This window comes from Desulfitobacterium sp., assembly GCF_034927245.1.
Classification (GTDB): Bacteria; Bacillota; Desulfitobacteriia; order Desulfitobacteriales; family Desulfitobacteriaceae; genus Desulfitobacterium_A.
Map to the genome: position 1 here is coordinate 1 of NZ_JAYFQK010000054.1, position 15577 is coordinate 15577.

13 protein-coding genes are annotated in these 15577 nt (G+C 41.4%); 11 read left to right on the top strand and 2 right to left on the bottom strand.

Annotated elements, in window-relative coordinates:
* The coding region (locus tag VB077_RS13320; RefSeq protein WP_323414312.1) for an amino acid synthesis family protein at positions 1-391 on the top strand (391 nt) is incomplete at its 5' end.
* A gap of 210 nt (positions 392-601) precedes the next feature.
* On the opposite strand, the gene VB077_RS13325 is transcribed toward VB077_RS13320, so the two are convergent.
* Entirely contained in the window at positions 602-940 is a 339-nt protein-coding gene (locus VB077_RS13325) for a L,D-transpeptidase (RefSeq protein ID WP_323415741.1), read from the bottom strand.
* A 110-nt stretch (positions 941-1050) separates the two neighbouring features.
* Between VB077_RS13325 and VB077_RS13330 the strand changes: the two genes are divergently transcribed.
* From VB077_RS13330 to VB077_RS13370, 9 genes are all read left to right on the top strand, one after another.
* Entirely contained in the window at positions 1051-1857 is an 807-nt protein-coding gene (locus VB077_RS13330) for a cyanophycinase (RefSeq protein WP_323415742.1), read from the top strand.
* Positions 1858-1944: 87 nt separating this feature from the next.
* On the top strand, positions 1945-4599 hold the full coding sequence (gene cphA / locus VB077_RS13335; protein WP_323415743.1) for a cyanophycin synthetase: 2655 nt from the start codon (positions 1945-1947) through the stop codon (positions 4597-4599).
* 172 nt (positions 4600-4771) lie between these two features.
* Complete coding sequence (locus VB077_RS13340; RefSeq protein WP_323415744.1) at positions 4772-5365, top strand: response regulator; 594 nt, start codon at positions 4772-4774, stop codon at positions 5363-5365.
* 20 nt (positions 5366-5385) lie between these two features.
* A complete protein-coding gene (locus VB077_RS13345) occupies positions 5386-6534 on the top strand; it encodes a HAMP domain-containing sensor histidine kinase (RefSeq protein ID WP_323415745.1) in 1149 nt (382 codons plus the stop codon).
* A gap of 235 nt (positions 6535-6769) precedes the next feature.
* Entirely contained in the window at positions 6770-6955 is a 186-nt protein-coding gene (locus tag VB077_RS13350) for a hypothetical protein (protein WP_323415746.1), read from the top strand.
* 194 nt (positions 6956-7149) lie between these two features.
* Positions 7150-8322: an EAL and HDOD domain-containing protein gene (locus tag VB077_RS13355; RefSeq protein WP_323415747.1), complete on the top strand. Its 1173-nt coding sequence runs from the start codon at positions 7150-7152 to the stop codon at positions 8320-8322.
* Positions 8323-8355: 33 nt separating this feature from the next.
* On the top strand, positions 8356-10068 hold the full coding sequence (locus tag VB077_RS13360; RefSeq protein WP_323415748.1) for a methyl-accepting chemotaxis protein: 1713 nt from the start codon (positions 8356-8358) through the stop codon (positions 10066-10068).
* Between the two features lie 20 nt (positions 10069-10088).
* Entirely contained in the window at positions 10089-11063 is a 975-nt protein-coding gene (locus tag VB077_RS13365) for an ammonia-forming cytochrome c nitrite reductase subunit c552 (RefSeq protein WP_323415749.1), read from the top strand.
* Positions 11064-11100: 37 nt separating this feature from the next.
* Positions 11101-13206 (top strand): methyl-accepting chemotaxis protein, encoded by a 2106-nt coding sequence (locus VB077_RS13370; protein ID WP_323415750.1) that lies wholly within the window; start codon positions 11101-11103, stop codon positions 13204-13206.
* A gap of 479 nt (positions 13207-13685) precedes the next feature.
* Here VB077_RS13370 and VB077_RS13375 read toward each other — a convergent pair whose 3' ends face one another.
* Positions 13686-14099, bottom strand: a complete 414-nt coding sequence (locus tag VB077_RS13375) for a metal-dependent transcriptional regulator (protein ID WP_323415751.1) — start codon at positions 14097-14099, stop codon at positions 13686-13688.
* A gap of 205 nt (positions 14100-14304) precedes the next feature.
* Between VB077_RS13375 and VB077_RS13380 the strand changes: the two genes are divergently transcribed.
* Positions 14305-15549 carry an Nramp family divalent metal transporter gene (locus tag VB077_RS13380; protein ID WP_323415789.1) on the top strand — a complete coding sequence of 415 codons (1245 nt, stop codon included), beginning with the start codon at positions 14305-14307 and terminating at the stop codon, positions 15547-15549.
* Positions 15550-15577 lie beyond the last annotated feature (28 nt).

The window sequence follows — 15577 nt, forward strand, 5'->3', positions numbered from 1 at the left end:
AGGTGTGAAAGCTTTGGGCATTGCTAAAGAAGAGGTTAATAGCTATGGCAAAGGTGTCATTGTGGGCGAAAAAGGTGAACTGGAACATGCCGCAGCCATTCTTCACCCGCGTCTTGGCAAACCGTTCCGTGCAGAAGTCGGTGGAGGAAAGGCGATTATTCCTTCCGCTAAAAAGTTGGGTGGAATAGGCACAGGGTTAGATGTTCCCGTCCATTTCAAGGACGCAGCTTTTGTGCGTACCCATTATGATGCGATGGAAGTTAGAATTCCTGATGCTCCTCGCGCGGATGAACTTGTTGTAGCCATCGTTGTTACTGCGTCAGGTCGTCCTCATCCTCGTATTGGCGGGCTGCAAAAGAATGAAATTAAGGGAGAAGATGGATTAAGATAATCCACTTTGACATTTAATATTGGGGTAGCGGGATAACCGCTACCCCCCACTGTCAAGAGTAGGAGGGTACACTTTCTCAAGAAATTGAGGAGGCTGTACCTTTTTTCGTACATTGCGGATTGTGATTTTCAACCGGAGTATGGGAAAGGGAGTGTCACCAACCCCTTTAAAAAGTAGTTTCGCGATACTCCCTTTCGGCTATACCACATGCTAAGGTTTTATGATAACCGGCGTACCTATCCCTACCTGGTGATAGAGGGCTTCAACGTGGTGATTATGCATACGAATGCATCCCTTAGAAGCCATTGTTCCAATACTTGCAGGGTTGCTTGTGCCGTGAATTCCGTAATGAGGGATCGAGAGTCCTAACCAGCGGCTGCCAAAGACTCCGCCGGGGTTCACATATTTACTGGCTACAGAGAAATGGCCGGTAGGAGTGGGTGTGTTCGATTTTCCAATAGCGATTGGATAACGGGCAATCACTCTGTTTCCATCAAGAAGTTCAAGTTGACGACTGGAACGATGAATGACAATTTGATGTTGGGGCATATAAAGTCCTCCCTTCTTAAAAATAATATATGGCGCAGAATGGAAAATGTTTAATTCTGCATAATGTGAGGCCCTTTTTGCGGAAAATAAATAAAGGAGGGAGGTTTTTCATGAGTGAGTATATTGATGGCAAGCTATTAATTATTGGCGGGGCAGAGGATAAAGAGGGAGAGTGCAAAATCCTAAAACGTTTTATTAGGGAAGCGGGCGGGCGTGATAGCGTTATAACCGTTCTAACTGTAGCAACCGAGCTTCCCGAACAAGTCGGAGCAGAGTACCGGGAGCTGTTTGAGAAATTAGGCGGCGGGGATGTTCAAGTGCTGGATGTTGCCGAACGCGGCGGGGCCAATCACGAAAATATCGTTCGTCAATTACAAAAATCATCCGGAGTTTTTTTTACGGGGGGAGATCAGCTCCGCATTACCGGGCTTATCGGGGGAACTAAGCTGGGCAAAGCATTGCATCAGCTTTATGAGAGAGGGGTAATCATCGCCGGGACAAGTGCCGGGGCTTCTGTCATGTCGGACACCATGATCGTTGGCGGCGAAGCGGGCACAGCGAAGAAAAATACCCTGACGATGGCTCCGGGGTTGGGACTTTTGCATTCGGTTGTTGTTGACCAGCATTTTGCACAGCGGGGAAGAATTGGCCGCTTGCTAACGGCCGTTTCTCAAAATCCTTATGTTTTGGGTGTAGGAATTGACGAGGATACGGCAATATTGGTCCATACCGACGGGCGATTTTCCGTGGTAGGGGAAAATACGGTAACAGTGGTCGATGCCTCACCGACTATTGCGAGTAATGTTTCAGAAGTTTCGCCCGGGCAAGCTTTAGTCTTGACACCGGTACTCATGCACGTTTTATCTGAAGGATACGGCTTCGACCTTAAACGTCGGGTTGCTCATGATCAATCCTAAGAATCGATAACGAGAATATTAAGAATAAAAAGGGTAAAACTAATTAATGTGTACTTTTCCCGCGGTCAAAGGAGGACAAATATCGCAATGGAGATAAAAAGTATCCAGGCGATTCAGGGTGCTAACGTCTATAGTTATCGGCCAATCATCCGAACCGTTGTGGATCTCCAGGAATGGGCAGAAATAGAAAGCAATACACTCGGGGATTTTAATTCGCGCCTCATCCAGAGCCTTCCCAATCTTTATGATCATTATTGTTCACGGGGCAAACCGGGGGGGTTTATCGAGCGCCTTCAGGAGGGAACCCTGATCGGACATGTGATTGAACATGTGACCATTGAACTTTTAACCCTAACGGGGCAAACCATTCCTTACGGCAAAACGATGTCGATTATTGAAGCTCCGGGAGAGTATGAAATCATTTTCACCTATGATTCGCTGGAGGCGGGGATTGAAGGATTTAGGCAGGGGTTTAAGGTTGTTGAAGAGCTTCTTGCGGGAAGGCTTCCCGATATTCAAACATCGCTTGAACGCATACGCCAAGTTTATGAGAAATTTGAACTGGGGGCTTCAACCAAAGCAATCTTGGAAGCGGCACAGGAAAGGGGAATACCCGTTCAGCGCTTAAATCAAGACAGTCTTCTCCAGCTGGGGTACGGTCGGAATCAGAGACGGATTCAAGCGGCAATGACGGATCAGACAAGTAGTATTGGGGTCGATATTTCCTGTGATAAGGAGTTGACGAAACAGCTTCTCTATGAAGGAGGAGTTCCTACCCCAAGAGGAGACAGCACCCAAAGTGAGGAGGAAGCCGTTGAGATTTTTAATTGGTTAGGCAAGTCCGTCGTCGTCAAGCCTTATAATGGAAACCAAGGAAAAGGTGTCAGCCTGAGATTAGAGACTGAGTCTGAAGTTCGTGCTGCCTTTCGCTTGGCGCAAAACTATAGTGAACGTGTTTTAATCGAAGAGTATATTGAGGGACGAAATTATCGACTCCTCGTGGTTGGCAATCAGCTTATTGCTGCAGCTGAACGGATCCCGGCAAGCGTGCTTGGGGATGGAGTCTCAACAATAGAACAATTGGTCCGGAAAATCAATGAAAACCCGCTGCGGGGTGAAGATCACGAAAAAGTCCTGACTAAAATTAAAATTGACCCTGTTGTAACGATGTCCCTGGCGCAGAAGAAGTTAACCATAGATTCTGTACCAGCCGAGGGGGAAACCGTTTATCTCCGGGATAGTGCTAACTTAAGCACAGGCGGGGTCGCCGAAGATGTGACTTCATTCGTCCATCCGGAAAATGCGGATTTAGCGGTCTATGCTGCACGGATTATTGGGTTGGATATCGCCGGCGTTGATTTGGTCCTTGAGGATATCGGTGTTTCCTACCGGGAACAAAAGGGAGCGATTATCGAGATCAATGCCGCACCGGGGATTAGAATGCATCATTATCCCACATTCGGAAAACCCACCGATGTAGGCCAAAGAATTATGGATCATATGTTTCCCGCCGGTAATGGAAGAATTCCGATCGTTTCGATAACGGGAACAAACGGCAAAACGACAACGACCCGTATGATCGGGAAAATGCTTGCTGATCGGCATCTCAATGTGGGAATGACCACTTCGGATGGGGTTTATATCGGGGGCAAACTTCTTTTGAGCGGTGACACGACAGGCCCGGAAAGTGCTCGTATGATCTTACGCCATCCGGATGCCCAGGTTGCTGTTTTGGAAACAGCCCGCGGAGGAATTTTACGATCAGGGTTAGCCTATGATTATGCCGATGTCGCAGTGGTAACCAACGTTGCCAAGGATCATTTAGGACAATACGGAGTGGAGACGCTTGGGGATATTGCCCATGTCAAAGGCCTTGTGGCAGAGGTGGTCAAGCCGCATAGCTATGTTGTATTAAATGCGGACGATCCCCTGGTTGTCCAGATGGCGCATAAAACCAAAGGAAGGGTTATTTTTTTCAGCAAGGAAAAGGATAACCTGACGGTTCGTAAACATTTAGCCTGCGGGGGTACAGCCGTTATTGTTCGCCGAGGGGTAATTTTACTTTGCCAAGGGGATCAGAGTCATAAAATCTGCACCGTCAAACAGCTTCCGATTACTTGGGAGGGAAAGGCTGCCCACAATCTTCAAAATGCTTTGGCGGCGATTGCTTCAGGCTGGGCTTTAGGATTAACAGCAGAGGATATTAATTTATCATTAAGGGAGTTTGCCTCCGATCCGGTATATAATCGAGGACGTCTCAATCTTTATAAAATTGGCGGAGTAAATGTCTTTATCGATTATGGCCATAACGCAGCCGGAATTCGAGAAGTGGTCAAGACGCTCAAGAAATTTAAAGCGAGTTCGCTTGTGGGCTGTGTTACCGTACCCGGAGATCGATCTGATGAGTCGATTCGGGAAGTTGCCCGGGTCGCCGCACAGGGATTTAATCGTTTGATTATCCGCGAGGATAAGGATCTGCGGGGACGAAAACCGGGGGAAATTGCCGGGATTATGCTTGAGGAAGCACGCGCTGCGGGTATGGATCTTAAGCAAATCTCAGTTGTATTACCGGAGCGCGAAGCCTTTCAATATGGTCTTGATCATTGTCACCCCGGTGAAATATTTGTGATGTTCTACGAAAACCTTGAGCCGATCGAAGAGGAAATTCGCCTTCGCCTGAATCAAAAAGTGCTGACCGAACTTGCTATTGCCCAAGAAGCAGCAACAGGTGAGGTCGGTTAAAAGGAAATATAGAGATACAAAGACCTCTTTGCTAAGGAGGTCTTTTCTTTATTTTAGCGAACATTATAGACGGTCTGACCCCGGGGGGACGTATACCGGAAATATATCAACATTTGGAAAAATACGATATAATATCGGTGGTTTACTCTGTACAAGTTTAGGAGGGATAGAATTGAAGAAGGCTTTGGTGGTTGACGATACAAAATCCAGTAGAATATTACTGACCAAATGCCTTGAACACGAAGGGTATTTGGTCACAACGGCAGGAAAAGGCAAGCAGGCTTTGGAGTTACTGAGGACTGATCATTATAATATTGTATTTCTGGATGTAAAAATGCCTTTTATGAGCGGTACGGAAGTTTACAAATGGATGAAGCAAAACGGTATTCAAACACCTGTGGTAATCACAACAGCATATGCAACCGTAAAAAATGCCGTAGAGTGTACTCAAATGGGTGCTGTTGCTTATCTCCAAAAGCCATTCACCATGGAAAAGTTTAAGGAATTACTGAGTGAAATTGAGCAACGGGTATTTTATGAAGATTGGAAAGGATTTTCTGATATTAATGAACAAAGTGATTTGCAGAAGGCAAAAAAAGAACTGGAATGCGGTAGAACGGAGGCAGCGTTAATGCACTTAAAACAAGCATTATCCATTGACCCTGTAAACTCGGAAATATACCTTTTATTAAGCAAGGTATATTCTTTAATAGGTAACGAGGAGTATACAGAAAAATTTATGAAAGCATATGAAGCTTTTAAATGAATTTCTTGGGGAGTTGATCGATGATGGCTAATGATATTGTAAATTACGAGACTCAATTTGCACCTGGTGCACGTTTAACAGACGAAGCAATATTATCTCAAGCAAAGCAAATTAAAAATCAAAATCTAATACCTAACCTTTTCAACATCGTGCCCTACATTCTGCTGGTTTTAAACAAACAAAGGCAAATTATATATTCAAACAATGCTTTATTTGAAACGTTGGGACTTTCATCACAAGTGGAACTTCTGGGTCTGCGCCCCGGTGAGGTTCTGAATTGTGTTCATTCTGACGAGATGCCGGGAGGCTTTGGAACTACGGAACACTGTAGTGTTTGTGGAGCGATCCTTGCGATATTGGAATCTCAGAAAACCAAAGCACCTGTAAAAAAAGAATGCCTATTTACAGCAAAAAGCGATAACGGAGTAAAGTCCTGTGAGCTTTTGGTTTATGCAGTTCCTGCGGAAGCTGTCAACGATGAATACACAATTTTCAATGTAAGGGATATCAGTGAGGAGAAGAGAAGGCAGGTCGTTGAACAAGTCTTTTTCCATGATCTGCTGAATACATCCGGAGCGGTAAAAGGACTTGTGGAAATAATGAGCCAAACGATGAACCTCAATGAAGCTAAGGAATTATCGGTGAATGCCGGTGAAGCGATAGATATTTTGATAGATGAAATTAATAGTCAAAAGGACTTGCTAGCCGCTGAAAATGGAGAGCTTAAGCTCAGTTTGTCAAGCTTTTCGGCAAAGGACCTGGCTGTTAAACTCGTTGAGTTTTATCGAAAAGATGATACAGTACTTTGTCCTATCAATATTAATTGCGATGAAGATGTGATGATTACAAGTGACATTGTCCTTGTAAGGCGTATCGTTAACAATATGTTAAAAAACGCTGTAGAAGCCTCCGACAAGGATGCAATAAGCATCGGATTTTTAAAAAAAGAGGGTTTTGTCGAGTTCCGGGTACATAATAACCAGTGCATGGAGAGAGAGGCCCAATTGCAAATATTCAAGCGCTCCTATTCCAGCAAGGGCAGTGGACGTGGAATTGGAACTTATAGTATGAAGCTTCTCGGAGAAAAGTATTTGGGAGGATATGTTTATTTTACTTCAGAAGCCAATTCGGGAACAACGTTCGTTTTTGGAGTACCGGTACAACAGTGACGCAGCACAAGATGGATATATATGTAAACGGCGAGGTTTGATATGATAAATAAAGAAAAACAACGAATATTGCAGAGAAAATTACCCAATTGTAAATAAACAATGGGGCAATTTTATTAAGGTGTTGTTGATCAATTTTAGATTTTCACTTAGAAAAGATATAATTGTAGTAACAATTAATTTATTGCGACTTTGCATATTCGGTCAATGACATTATGGTTGGAGATAGGGAATTTTGGATAAGAACGAGCTTGCGCGTAATAACACAGTTGAACAGGACAGGCTATCAAGCATAATTGAAGACTATTCCGCCAAAATTAACGGGACAGATATTGCGGGGCTAAAAAGGGCCTATGAAGTAAGCCGGGATATGCTACAAGAGTTGCAGCAGTTAAATAAGACGAAATCGATGAACGGGTGATTGATTTGGTTTTTTGTTAAATATAATAGCATGTGGTTTTGCTGTGAATTACTTCAATCTTTATAATAAATGATTGAAGTAATTTTATAAGTAGTTGGAAATATCAAGGTAATATCTAATGATTGGGTAGCGGGAGTTGAAGTGTTATGGCTTTGCTGTTCGCGCGGCAGCCGATTTTTGGTAAAAATAATAATTTGTATGGCTATGAACTTCTTTATAGAGAAGAAGGAGGTACCGAATATAACTGCAATAACGGTGACATTGCGACATCAAGTGTGATGGCAGCCGGTTTTTTGTCAATGGGTGTCAGTGAAATATCGGGTAAGAAAAAGGCCTTTATTAATTTTACCGAAAACATGCTTTTACATGGTGTTGCAACGTTATTTCCAAAAGAACAAATCGTAGTCGAGGTACTCGAAAACATTGAACCAAGCGGAGATGTAGTTTCTGCATGTAAAAATCTCAAAGCTGAAGGGTATACTATTGCTTTGGACGACTTTGTGTTCAGACCGGGTTATGAGGCGCTTATTGAAATAGCCGATATAATCAAGGTTGATTTTATGTTGACCAAAACTGAATATGAAAGAACATATGTCGTTAAGCAATTCAAAAATAAAAGAATAAAGTTTCTTGCCGAGAAGATTGAAAACAATGATGACTTTCAAATGGCTGTTAAAGCCGGATATAGCTTTTTCCAGGGATACTATTTTGCCAAGCCGGTAATTAAGCATTCTAAAGGAATCCCACCGTCAAAAATGAACCACATTAATTTGATCAAAGCACTTGAAAATAAAGAATCCGAATTTAAAGACATATCAGGAGTCATCGAGAGGGATGTCTCCTTTTCCTATGAGATTTTAAGGATTGCAAATACCACTTATTATTACCGTGGGAGAAAAATAACTTCAGTCAAACAGGCAGCAATCCGAATGGGACTGGAAGAGCTGAAAAAATGGGCCTATATAACAGCGCTTCGTAAGATTGGTGGCGACAGCCAGGACACCATCGTTAGTCTTTGTGCACAAAGGGCAAAAATCCTTGAGATTCTCTGCGGTAAAATAGGTTTGGATGAACGAAAGATGGAATTCTTTACCCTTGGGATTTTCTCAATGATAGACGTCTTGACAGGTTGCCCGATGGAGTTGCTTCTTCCTGAACTACCGATATCTGAAGAGTCTAAGAAGTTACTTTCCGGGAAGCTTGATGAAGGAAAAATGTCTAATTGCTACAAACTTACGCTGGCATACGAAAAAGGTGAATGGGCACAAATATTTACCTTAGCAGAGAAGCTGGCCATTGATGTGGAGGACATTGCGAAAGCTTATTATGAAGCGGTTGCTTGGGCAAACAACTTTGAATTGAATTAAGGCATTAGAATGTGTAAATTGGGGGGATTGATTGTGAATATATTCCAATATAAAAAACTTCCGTTATTTTATAAATTGATGTTAGGGTTAATTTTTACAGCTATCCTTGTTATTGCGAGCACAACCTTTTTATATTATAAAATCTCAAAAGCACAAGTAATGTCCGAAGACTCTAATTCTAAATACATTCAAATTATCAAAGAAAATGATGTTATTAAGTCTATTATCATTAAACAGCAGACTATGGCTTTGGAGTTTGTGTCAACAACCGATGAAAAAAGGCATGATGAAATTATTAACGACTTCCGCTATTACGACCGAAGCTTTAATCAAGAATTCAATCGTTTAAAGCTGTTTCTAGGAAGTCAACAAACGGATTTACTGGAAAACGTTCAATATAAACATGATAGTTTTAGTTATTTAGTCAACAACTTGTTTACCCAATATATCAATGGGAATAAGATAATTGTGGGTCAAATCGTTCCCAATACGGGCGCTTCAGCGAATCAAATCATTCAGGCAAGTTCCGATCTATCCACGGCTATTCTTGATCTCGTGGCTGCCGTTCAAGAACAAAATAATCATAATGTTCTAAATTCTACGTTGTCCTCAGTCGGTTTAATCATTCTGGGGCTAATTCTCTCGAGTATCGTAACGTATTTTGTAGCTTTAGGGATTAAAAAATCTATTACTGAATTGATCACAGCAACGAATAAAGTAGCCGGTGGCGACCTTCGACATAGGGTATATACGGATAGCCAAGACGAACTCGGTCTCTTTGCCCAATCGTTTAACTCTATGATAGAAGATCTTTCTGGTTTAATCCAAGAAACGACGGACAAAGGAAAAAAACTCTTGACTTCAAGTGAAAAAATTACTGAGTCAACAATCCAATCCGAAAAGATATCTCAGGAAATTAATGAAACGTTCGAGAATACTGCACAGAACGCTAAACTCAACATGAAAAACCTGAAACAAATGGCCGAGATCATTGAACAAAACAGCATGAGTATCAATCAAATCGCTATTTCCAGTCAGCATATTACCGAAGCCGCAAAACTTTCATCCCTTAAGGCCGAAGAAGGGGGACGAAAACTTCAAGCCGCGATCGATCAATTAGAAGAAATGAAACATAACTCCGAGGAGGCTAATAACATCGTTAAAGAACTCTCTACCTTATTCCAGGAAGTTGCCGATATAACCGATATTACCAAACAGTTTGCGAGTTCTACAAGTTTATTGGCCTTAAATGCAGAAATTGAGGCAGCGAGAAATGGTGAGCATGGTCGCGGCTTTTCAGTAATCGCTAATCAAATACGTCAATTAGCTCAGGCCAGTGCAGATAATAATACGAAAGTCTCTGAACGTATTAACAATATGCTAAGTTTCTCGAAAAGGGCACTTAGCGTCCTCGAGGATGGAAATAAATCTGTTGTTAATACAAGAGACATCGTTTTTAACATGACGGATGATTTTCGGGAAATTATCGCAAACACGCAAAAGCAAGCGGACGAAATGCAGGACGTTTATTCAACCATCGAGGAACTTACAGCCGCAAGCGAGATGATGAATGCTCAATCTCGTAATTTAGAGCAGTTCACCGAGAGTACAGTAGCGCAGACCATTCAAGTAGAGGCCAATGTTTCGGAACAAACAGAATCTACCAAAGAGTTGAAGCATCAAGCGGAGGCCTTAACATCTTTGGCTGAGGAACTGCATTATTCTGTTAAACGATTTGTGGTTTAATTTAGTAAGGGGGTTTTAAAATGAAATTTAAGTATTCAAGAGGAATACAGGTAGTTTTGATCCTATTCATTGTTGTGCTTCTTGTGACACTACTACCCAAATTCTTCCTAACCATCAAAACTGCCGTAGCACCCAATCCCTCAGGATTAGGTGCAGAGACTCACTCAACCAAGGTGAAATTGCCCGATCCGGAACCCGAAACGGATATCTTTACTCCCATTCGGCAGCAGTATGACAAAAGCGCACATAATCAGTCTTTGAAAGTACTTAATGAGCAAAAGCAGACTCCGGGCAACCATGTCACGGATAGTTGCTATCAATGCCACTCTTACGAGTATGGTATAGCTTTAGATAACAATAAACCGCCAATTCAATCTTTAACTACATCCATAACGTGTGGAACATGCCATACCTTTGATGCCAAAGGTTATATTGCTCTCAGAAATGCCAGTAATCCTACAGAGTTATGTTCAACCTGCCATGTAGCAACAGATATCAAACCGGGAATGGCTGCTCATAATTCCCAATCCAATATGTTTAAGGGAACAGGGGCGATTGGAATACCAACTATGCCAGATAATAGATATACAGAAGGAATTTCCTGCGCGGATTGCCATATGACGAATCAAAATCATACGTTTGTTGCCATAATCCCTTCTCAAGCGATAAAAGATAAAGTAATCACTTCATGTTATTTATGCCACGCTACTGAGGACGAACAGGAATTTGCAAACCATGTTGACCAAATTCAAACAGATTTTAAAGATCAAACAAAAACGTTTGATGATCGTCTCGCTAATATTAGAAAAAAACTAGATAGTTCGAAAAGTGCTCCTAATTATAACCAAGCTAAACAATTACTTGATATCGTTATTACTAACCTGAGTTTTGTTGAAAACGATAAAAGTTGGGGTGTCCATAATCTAAATTACACGAAAACTATCTTGGAAGATATCGATAATAAGTTAGCGCTAGCTGAACAATTGATCAACTGAAGTCAGCGTATAAAAATAAAATAACTGGGGGTTTAACATGAATAGTATTTTCGCTCCGTCGATCAAATTGATGAATAAAATAAAGTATGGCAGAAAATTCATCTTTATGTTTGTGCTTTTTTTGATACCCTTGAGTGTCTTTTTGACAATGCAATTATTGGATGCTCAAAAGGTTTATGATATCAAGACAGAACAAAGTAAAGGGATAGAAACTAATATTTTGATTAGAAATTTGATTAAGCATACGCAAGAACGAAGAGGGATATCCTCTTCATATTTAAACGGCGATAGCGGTTTCAAAAAAGATTTACAGCAGAAGGATATAGAACTTGAAAACGATATAGATCTGATTGATAAAATAATCGCGGACAATCCGTTTATTATTAAAGATATTGCTGGTTGGGAGTCCATTAAAAGTGATCTAAAGAAAATTCAAAATGAGTTAGACCAAATGTTACCTGGCGAATCATTTACGGCTCATACAGATTTAGTGAGTAAGGAACTTGATTTAACGCATAAGGTGTCATTTGAAACAAAATTGCAGCTGCAGGATGATTCCGCCTCATATTTATTGGTTGATCTTACAATGAATAACTTACCGACTATGGCGGAAAAGATGGGTCAAAGCCGTGCCAAAGGCTCCGGAATTGCGACAAAGAAAAATATGTCTGCGGAAGAAAGGCAGCAGTTACTGAGTTTATTGGAGAGCATTGCTATGAATAACAATGAAGTCAGGAAAAACACTTCATTATTATTTGCTGAAGAAGCTGCAAGTAAGGGACTTGAAACCGGTTACGAAACGGCAGCCAATTCTGTTGATATATTGGTGAATACCATAACAAAAGAGTTTATATCAAGTGATCAGATTCAAATGGATTCCAAACAATACTTTGATTTAGCAACTTCATCCATTAATAGTGTCTATGCTTTTTTGAATGATTCTTCAAGCTATCTGGATCAAAAGGCAAGAAGCGAAGTAAAGGCTGCGGAAAAAACAAGGAATCTCCTGATTTTTATGAGTGCATTTTTTAGTTTAATAATTGTGTATTTATTTATTGGCCTTTATCTATCCATAAAAGAAACAATCTCTTCAATCGATGACGTAGCTGTTAAGGTTTCCAATGGAGACTTAAGGCCAAGAATCAACCTTAAAACGAAGGATGAAATGCAACAGATTGCGGTTGCTTTTAACGAAGTCATTGCAGCCTTCTATCAGTTGACAAACGAAGGGAAGAATATGGCTGATAGTGTAAGCGACTCAGCAGAGGGTCTTCAGAAGGTTACAGAACAAACGACGGAATCGGCTCAAAAAATTGCGGAATCAATGGCCTTGATTATGGATCAAACCAACCTGCAATTAAAAAGCACAACCGGGGTTTCGGAAGCAATGAATCAAATCGCCATAGGTGTACAAGAGATCGCTGTGAATTCTTCGGAAGTGGCCAAGGCATCCAATGAGATGGGAGCGGCTGTTGATAATGGTTATACGAGTTTAAAGCTCCTGTCTGAAAAGATGGCCATTGTACAAAGTGAAGTCGATGAATCAAGTAGGGTCATTAATCAATTAGGGGAGCGCTCAAATAATATCGGTGAGATTATTGAAACAATTGGAGCGATCGCCGCACAGACGAACTTGTTGTCTTTGAATGCGGCAATAGAAGCGGCAAGGGCAGGGGAACATGGGAGAGGTTTTTCGATTGTGGCCGATGAAGTTAGAAAGCTTGCCGATCTATCGAAAGTTTCAACAGAAAAGATAACAGTCTTGATCAAGAATATAAAAGAGGATGTTGATCAGTCTGTAACTAAAATGAGACTTGTAAAAGAGGGAACATTAGAAGGAATAGAGCAAATTCAGGAAACGGAAAACATCTTTAAGAAAATCAATGAGTCAACAAGCCATGTTACGGAACAGATTGAAGAGATTTCGGCATCGACGCAAGAAATTTCCGCAAGTACAGAAGAAATCACATCAGCTTTGATAGAAGTCGGCACAATGGCAGAAAAAAATGCGGAAGAGTTAAAGCTTATTTCCGATTCAACTCATGAACAACTTGGTTCAATGGAGGAGGCGGCAGCATCAGCCATTGATTTAAGTGAAAATGCGGCTGAACTTGACAATATGACAAAACAATACATTATTTAGTAGATTAAAATATGTTTTGACGTGAGAGGATTCTTTCACGTCTTTTCTTTTTAGTAGTATATAGAAATATAAAGTTGTATGCATTTTCTGAGTTCAAATAAATATTTCGTAGACACCAATAAGTATAAGTAACAATCCCGATAAAATCTGAGCCCACTTTTCAAAACGGTTTGAAGCTGTCCGCCACCCCGTCCAATATCCCTGGCTGATACTCACCATACTAAAAAAAATGCATAAGCAACCTCCCCTTATTCATAAGCTTTTGATACCATCTCAGTCTATGCAAGGGGGAGGTTGCTTGTTCTTCGTCCATGAAAATGCCCCACCCAAATTATCTCTTGCTGATTTTGTTAATATTAGCTGGAATTGTCAGTGAATCATTGTAGCATTTTGAATTATTTCACGTATTCTAATTTCAAAATCAACCTTTTAGTTAGCTCAGGCTAACCCATTCAATAATAATTGCAAGGAGGTACATGTTAGTCCATATCATCTAAAAAATCCATAAAGGCATGTTGGAAAGAGGGATTGTTTTTCATAAACTCCACCAGGTTTCTAATCGCATCAATCGTCGCCGCTGAGAGGTAATGCTCCATCGCTTCGGCCTCTGCAGCAAAGTTACATTTGCTACATATTAGGTCAAGAAACTCCTGTAATAATTGGTTTCTTGTGACTAAGTACTGACCATACTCGTTTCCTTTATCCGTGAGCCGAATTTCCCCATATCGTTCGTAATTGATGTAATTCTGGTCTCTCAATTTGTAAAGCGCTTTGGTTACAGACGGCAAAGCAACTTTTAGCCGATTACTAATGTCTGTTACTCTTACGGTGTCAAGGGATAACGAAAACCGATATATTTCCTCTAAGTAGTCTTCTAGGCTGGGTGACAGCATATGTATCACTTCCTTTGCTTCACCTTAAAACGGCCGTTTCAATCAGGATTGCTTAGCTAAGGTATCAAGGGTAAAAATCTTTCTTCTATAAATATACTGATTCGTTATATCAGTATATTCCTTCAACATGCTTTATGACTCTAGTTAAAAAATGGGGGGGATTAAAATGAGTGAAGGTATTAACTTAACCAAAACCGCGCTGACAATGCCATTACCAAAGGATACTTGGCTGGAAAAACTTAAAGGTTTACTCAAGTATATCGGTCCGGCGTTTATCGTGAGTGTTGCCTACATCGATCCCGGTAATTTTGCGACGAACATCAGTGGCGGCTCTATATTCAACTACAATTTAGTATGGGTCATTCTCTGGAGTAACCTCATGGCGATCTTTCTCCAGAGCATGTCAGCTAAACTTGGGATAGCTACAGGACATAATTTGCCGGAGATGTGCTCGAAGGTTTTCTCAAAAAAGACCAACTGGTTTTTCTGGATTGAGGCTGAATTTGCGGCTATGGCTACAGATTTAGCCGAGTTTCTTGGCGGAACCTTAGGATTGTATTTACTGTTCCATATTCCTATGATCTATGCAGGCTTCATTACCGGGGTATTGACGTTCTTAATCGTCTACATGGAGAAGTATGGGCAAAAGGTCGTAGAGTGGATCATTGGTACATTAGTAGCGGTCATAACCATTGGTTACACGATAGAACTTTTTTTAGCAAAGCCGGATTGGACACAGGCAGGCATACACACCCTCATTCCATCTCTTCCCAATGGTGAAGCTGTACTATTAGCCGCCGGAATGCTCGGAGCGACGGTAATGCCACATGTTATCTATCTTCACTCGCAGTTAGTTCAGGCCAGAAACAAAAAGAATTTTACGGATGAACAAAAACGTAAGCATTTACGCATGGAACGAATCGATATTGCCATTGCTATGAATATTGCCTTTATCGTCAATGCCGCCATGGTTATCGTCTCTGCCGCAGTATTTTTCAGAAATGGTATGGTTGTAGATACGATTGAACAAGCTCACCAATCCTTAACACCTCTGCTCGGGCCACTCTCCAGCGGGGCATTTGGTATCGCTTTATTAGCCTCCGGCCTGTCATCTTCTGCAGTCGGGACTATGGCTGGGCAAACGATTATGAAAGGCTTCGTCGGTTTAAGCATCCCCATTAATCTCCGAAGATTGATTACGATGGCCCCGGCTCTGATTATCATTGCCCTAGGCATTAACCCCATGAATGCTTTAGTCATAAGCCAAGTGGTATTAAGCTTCGCCCTTCCGTTTGCCATTATACCCATGTTATGGATCACCAGTCGCAAGGACTTAATGGGGAGTTTAGTCAATAAGCCTGTAACCAAGGTCGTCGGTTGGATCATTACAAGCATCGTTGTCGGTTTAAATGCCGTGCTCCTTTATCTGACTTTCACCGGTAACGTATAAAATTCGGCTTTAAGGTAGTAAGAAAGCG

Bases quoted from the DNA above. Each gene is read 5' to 3' on its own strand.
- VB077_RS13325 (WP_323415741.1), bottom strand. From the start codon at position 940: ATGCCCCAACATCAAATTGTCATTCATCGTTCCAGTCGTCAACTTGAA.
- VB077_RS13330 (WP_323415742.1), top strand. From the start codon at position 1,051: ATGAGTGAGTATATTGATGGCAAGCTATTAATTATTGGCGGGGCAGAG.
- cphA (WP_323415743.1), top strand. From the start codon at position 1,945: ATGGAGATAAAAAGTATCCAGGCGATTCAGGGTGCTAACGTCTATAGT.
- VB077_RS13345 (WP_323415745.1), top strand. From the start codon at position 5,386: ATGATGGCTAATGATATTGTAAATTACGAGACTCAATTTGCACCTGGT.
- VB077_RS13365 (WP_323415749.1), top strand. From the start codon at position 10,089: ATGAAATTTAAGTATTCAAGAGGAATACAGGTAGTTTTGATCCTATTC.
- VB077_RS13370 (WP_323415750.1), top strand. From the start codon at position 11,101: ATGAATAGTATTTTCGCTCCGTCGATCAAATTGATGAATAAAATAAAG.
- VB077_RS13375 (WP_323415751.1), bottom strand. From the start codon at position 14,099: ATGCTGTCACCCAGCCTAGAAGACTACTTAGAGGAAATATATCGGTTT.
- VB077_RS13380 (WP_323415789.1), top strand. From the start codon at position 14,305: ATGCCATTACCAAAGGATACTTGGCTGGAAAAACTTAAAGGTTTACTC.